This is a genomic window from Plantactinospora sp. B5E13 (assembly GCF_039871775.1).
In the GTDB taxonomy this organism is placed as follows: Bacteria; Actinomycetota; Actinomycetes; order Mycobacteriales; family Micromonosporaceae; genus Plantactinospora.
The window spans coordinates 1-4,833 of record NZ_JBDPLT010000095.1 but is presented as its reverse complement, the minus strand read 5'-3'; the positions used below and the strand labels follow the sequence as shown (position 1 = coordinate 4,833).

Sequence of the window (4,833 nt, the reverse complement as noted above, 5' to 3'; positions counted from 1 at the left end):
TCAAACTCTCCAACAAAAACTTGGAAAATCAAACCCAGCAACAAATTAAACACTTGCTGCCAAACAAACAATTTGGCACTGGCTTATCAAGCACCCTGTTGAGTTCTCAAAGAACAAACACACACCGTTTGCGTTCCCACTTCGTGGGATTGCCTCCGGGGCAACTTGTCCAGGCTACCCGGTCGACTTCGCAGTGTCAAGGTCTTCTCAACCTTGTCCGCATCGCCCGAGTTTTCCCCGCGTCAACGTACACCACCAGGTGGTGGACGATCTTTCGGGGAGGAGTCCCGCAGACCGGCCGGTGTCGCTTCTCAGCGCACCCGCCCGGCTCCTGCCGGCCTCGAATACTTTACCCGGTTGGTCTCGCAATCTCAAGTCGACTCTCGCCGACCGAGTGCACCACCCGATCCCGGCCCTGTTCGGTATCGCTACCCAGACCCGGTGCTCGCGGCCGGCCTTCCGTCCGGTGTCCCGCTTGCAGAGAGAAAGTTACGCCTCTGGCGCGCCAGGCGCAAATCGACACGTCTCTCCGCGTCGTACACGAGGAATTCCTCCTCCGCGACGACTTCGTCCCGCCGCGGTAGGCCCGGCTGTCCCGGTCGTCATGCCAGAGTGTGAGGCATGGCCGTGCGACCGAGCGGGTTCGATGTCCTTGCCCAGGACAGCCTCTCCGCTCTCCTCCTGCCCTTCTGGCAACTGGTGATCGGTGGCTTCGTGCTGCTCGCGCTGGTCACGTCGGTACACCGGCTGGCCCGCAGAGGACGGTCCCGGATGACCACCGGACTCCTGGTGACCGCCTCGGTGATCGTCGGCCTGGCGGTGGTCGGCGTACTGCTGCAGTAGGCCGCACCACGGCTGCCGGTGCCGCCGGAGGAGAACCGCGGGCCCCGTGGCACACACCCACCGAGGCGTCGGAAACCCTCGCCGAGGTCGGTGCCGGCGTTCAGAGACGGCGGTTGGCCAGGCTGGGCAACTCCGCGCGGATGCTCCGCAACCGGTCGAGATCCAGGTCGACCACCACCGTGCCGACCGTGTCCGGCGCCTGGCCGAGCACCGTACCCCAGGAGTCGATCACCATGCTGCGCCCGAAACACGTACGGCCCGGATCGTGGTCGCCGATCTGGGCCGCGGCCGCCACGAAACACTGGTTCTCGATCGCCCTGGCCCGCAGCAGGACCTCCCAGTGGTCCCGACCGGTGTGCAGCATGAACGCGGCCGGCACCACCAGCAACTGTGCCCCACCGGCCACGGCCAGCTGGCGGTAGAGCTCCGGGAAGCGCAGGTCGTAACAGATGGACAGACCGACGCGTACGCCGTCGACGTCCACCACGACCGGGTCGGTGCCGGCGGCGACGGTCTGCGACTCCAGGTACGAGACGCGGCCGGGGATCTCCACGTCGTACAGGTGGATCTTCCGGTACGTCGCGGCCAGGTTGCCCGACCGGTCGAAGACCAACGAGGTGTTGTACGTGTGCGACGGGTCCGGCCCGATCTCGTGGAAGGAGCCGGCGAGCACCCACATGTTGTGCTGCCGGGCGAGGTCGGCGAAGAAGGCGGCGAACTCGCCCTCCACCGACTCCGGCTCCGGCATCCCCCGGCCGGGTCCGAGATAGTCGACGTACTCGGGAAGGATCGCCAGGTCGGCGCCGGCGGCAGCGGCTCTGCCCAGCAAATCGGCGGCGGTGGCCAGGTTGGCCTTCCGGTCGTCGCGGGAGTTCAGCTGACAGACGGCGACGCGCATGCGCTGAGCCTACGGTGACGGCGTCAAGCCGGGAAGGCGGTACGAAGCACGGCCCGCCTCCGGAAAGCCGGTGGCGGGCCGTGGAGAGGCCTTGACGACGGTACGGGCCGTCAGGCCGACTTCTCCTCGCGGTCGCGACGGGCCCGGCGGCCGGTGAACTCACGCGGCACGATCGTCGGGTTGACGTTCTCCAGGACAACACCCCGGGTGATCAGGACCCGTGCCGCGTTCGGGTTGCTGGGCACCTCGTACATGACCGAAAGCAGGACCTCTTCGAGGATGGCCCGCAACCCGCGGGCGCCGGTGCCGCGCAGCATCGCCTGGTCGGCGATCGCCTCCAACGCGGCCGGCTCGAACTCCAGCTCGACCCCGTCGAGCTCGAAGAGGCGTTGGTACTGCCGGACCAGGGCGTTGCGTGGCTCGGTGAGGATCCGGACCAGGGCCTCCCGGTTCAGACTCCGGACGTTGGTGATCACCGGTAGCCGGCCGATGAACTCGGGGATCAGGCCGAACTTGAGCATGTCCTCCGGCATCACCTGGCCGAAGATGTCGTCGGTCGACCGCTCCGACACCGAACGCAGGTGGGCGCCGAAGCCGAGCCCGCCCTGGCCCGTCCGGGCCTCGATGATCTGATCCAGTCCCGCGAACGCCCCACCACAGATGAACAGCACGTTGGTGGTGTCGATCTGGATGAACTCCTGGTGCGGGTGCTTACGGCCGCCCTGCGGCGGCACGTTCGCCACGGTGCCTTCCAAGATCTTGAGCAGGGCCTGCTGCACGCCCTCGCCGGAGACGTCCCGGGTGATCGACGGGTTCTCCGACTTACGGGCGATCTTGTCGACCTCGTCGATGTAGATGATCCCGGTCTCGGCCCGCTTGATGTCGTAGTCGGCGGCCTGGATCAGCTTCAGCAGGATGTTCTCGACGTCCTCACCGACGTAGCCCGCCTCGGTCAGGGCGGTCGCGTCGGCGATGGCGAACGGGACGTTGAGCATCCGGGCCAGGGTCTGTGCGAGGTGTGTCTTGCCGCACCCGGTCGGCCCGATCAGCAGAATGTTCGACTTGGCCAGCTCGACCGCGTCACCGGAGCCGGGGCCGCCGGCGGACTCCGCCTGAATCCGCTTGTAGTGGTTGTAGACCGCGACCGAGAGCGCTTTCTTGGCCTGGTCCTGTCCCACGACGTACTGGTCGAGGAACTGGCAGATCTCCATCGGCTTGGGAAGCTCTTCCCACTTCACCTCGCCGGACTCGGCCAGCTCCTCTTCGATGATCTCGTTGCAGAGGTCTATGCACTCGTCACAGATGTAAACCCCGGGCCCCGCGATGAGCTTCTTGACCTGCTTCTGCGACTTACCGCAGAAGGAACATTTGAGTAGGTCGCCGCCGTCGCCGATCCGTGCCACCTACGTTCTCCCTGCGCTCATCGGCCGGCCCTGAACGGCCCTGGCCTACGGACGGTACGCCCCGTCGGTTCCTCGCCGGCCGGTTCCGACCGGCGGTGGGCGGTACAGAACCGACGTTACCCGCTGCGCGAGGTTTCTCCGACCCCCAAAACGGGTGTGTCAGGGGTCGGCCGTCGTACGCGACGTCCGGCCGGCCCCTGACCCGGGTTGATCAGCTCGCCGAGTTGGCCGCGAGCAGGCCCTTCTTACGGCTGGTCAGGATGGTGTCAACCAGCCCGTACTCGCGGGACTCCTCGGCCGTCATGAACTTGTCACGGTCGATGTCCCGGCGGACCCGCTCGATCGGCTGGTTGGAGTGCCGAGAGAGCATCTCCTCCAACTGGGTCCGCATCCGGAGGATCTCCCGGGCCTGGATCTCGATGTCCGAGCCCTGCCCGTAGCCGCCCTCGGTGGCCGGCTGGTGGATGATGATCCGGGAGTTCGGCAGCGCCATCCGCTTGCCCGGCGTACCGGCGGCGAGGAGCACCGCGGCGGCACTGGCCGCCTGCCCGAGGCAGACGGTCTGGATGTCCGGGCGGACGTACTGCATCGTGTCGTAGATCGCCGTCATGGCCGTGAACGACCCACCGGGCGAGTTGATGTACATGATGATGTCGCGGTCCGGGTCGGTCCCCTCCAGCGTCAGCAGCTGGGCCATCACGTCGTTGGCCGACGCGTCGTCCACCTGCACGCCGAGGAAGATGATCCGGTCCTCGAAGAGCTTGTTGTACGGGTTCGACTCCTTGACGCCGTACGACGTGCGCTCGACGAAGGAGGGGAGGACGTACCGGTTGTGCACCGGCTGGAAGCCGGACGACAGCATGGTCGGGTCGGTCATCGTCAAGCTCCTCAGTTCAGGGTCCCGGCGCCTTCCGGAACCTGGGCGGCTCCGGTGATCACCTTGTCGATGAAGCCGTAGTCCTTGGCCTCGTTCGCGGTGAACCAACGGTCACGGTCCGAGTCGGCCTCGATCTGCGCCTGGTCCTGGCCGGTGTGGTGAGCCACCCGCTCCTGGAACATCCGCTTCGTGTAGAGCATCTGCTCCGCCTGGATGGCAATGTCGGACGCCGTACCACCCATGCCACCCGAGGGCTGGTGCATCATGATCCGGGCGTGCGGCAGCGCGTACCGCTTGCCCTTGGTGCCGGCGCAGAGCAGCAGCTGGCCCATGGAGGCCGCCATGCCCATGGCGACGGTGGAAACGTCGTTGTCGATGAACTGCATGGTGTCGTAGATCGCCATGCCGGAGTAGACCGAGCCACCCGGCGAGTTGATCCACAGGTTGATGTCGCGGTCGGGGTCCTCCGCCGCGAGCAGTAGCAGCTGTGCGCAGATGCGGTTGGCGACCTGGTCGGTCACCTCGCTGCCCAGGAAGATGATCCGCTCCTTGAGCAGGCGGTTGTAGACCGAGTCGTCGAGGTTGCCACCGAACGCGTCCCCACCGCGGGCTTCGAGCACCCGCATGGGCATAGCTGAGAAGTCTGAACCAGTCATGGCAGCCCTTCGCTCTCCGTGCCGTCTTAGGCCCGACACTAACCGCTGACCGGGGCCGGAACGCCCCGGTCCGGGCACTGTTCGCTATCAGCGCAGTTGCCGCGCCAGGCGTACGCCCGCAGGCCCCGGCGCGGTCGGGTCCGGGCCGGCAGGGAC

At 66.6% G+C, this 4,833-nt stretch carries 5 protein-coding genes; 1 reads left to right on the top strand and 4 read right to left on the bottom strand.

Annotated features, from left to right (window positions below; translation table 11 throughout):
- The first annotated feature begins 621 nt into the window (after positions 1 to 621).
- Positions 622 to 843, top strand: a complete 222-nt coding sequence (locus ABGB05_RS36770) for a hypothetical protein (RefSeq protein WP_347658650.1) — start codon at positions 622 to 624, stop codon at positions 841 to 843.
- Between the two features lie 100 nt (positions 844 to 943).
- On the opposite strand, the gene ABGB05_RS36765 is transcribed toward ABGB05_RS36770, so the two are convergent.
- The 4 genes from ABGB05_RS36765 to ABGB05_RS36750 all read right to left on the bottom strand — a co-directional run bounded on the left by ABGB05_RS36765 (position 944) and on the right by ABGB05_RS36750 (position 4,653).
- On the bottom strand, positions 944 to 1,741 hold the full coding sequence (locus ABGB05_RS36765) for a carbon-nitrogen hydrolase family protein (RefSeq protein WP_347658649.1): 798 nt from the start codon (positions 1,739 to 1,741) through the stop codon (positions 944 to 946).
- Between the two features lie 110 nt (positions 1,742 to 1,851).
- Positions 1,852 to 3,144 carry an ATP-dependent Clp protease ATP-binding subunit ClpX gene (gene clpX / locus ABGB05_RS36760; RefSeq protein ID WP_347658648.1) on the bottom strand — a complete coding sequence of 431 codons (1,293 nt, stop codon included), beginning with the start codon at positions 3,142 to 3,144 and terminating at the stop codon, positions 1,852 to 1,854.
- Between the two features lie 211 nt (positions 3,145 to 3,355).
- Positions 3,356 to 4,021 (bottom strand): ATP-dependent Clp protease proteolytic subunit, encoded by a 666-nt coding sequence (locus tag ABGB05_RS36755; RefSeq protein ID WP_347658647.1) that lies wholly within the window; start codon positions 4,019 to 4,021, stop codon positions 3,356 to 3,358.
- Positions 4,022 to 4,032: 11 nt separating this feature from the next.
- Positions 4,033 to 4,653, bottom strand: coding sequence for an ATP-dependent Clp protease proteolytic subunit (locus tag ABGB05_RS36750; protein WP_331217575.1), 621 nt, complete (start codon positions 4,651 to 4,653; stop codon positions 4,033 to 4,035).
- Positions 4,654 to 4,833 lie beyond the last annotated feature (180 nt).

Excerpts from the sequence above, each read along its gene's own strand:
- ABGB05_RS36770 (WP_347658650.1), top strand. The coding sequence starts at position 622 with ATGGCCGTGCGACCGAGCGGGTTCGATGTCCTTGCCCAGGACAGCCTC.
- ABGB05_RS36765 (WP_347658649.1), bottom strand. The coding sequence starts at position 1,741 with ATGCGCGTCGCCGTCTGTCAGCTGAACTCCCGCGACGACCGGAAGGCC.
- ABGB05_RS36755 (WP_347658647.1), bottom strand. The coding sequence starts at position 4,021 with ATGACCGACCCGACCATGCTGTCGTCCGGCTTCCAGCCGGTGCACAAC.
- ABGB05_RS36750 (WP_331217575.1), bottom strand. The coding sequence starts at position 4,653 with ATGCCCATGCGGGTGCTCGAAGCCCGCGGTGGGGACGCGTTCGGTGGC.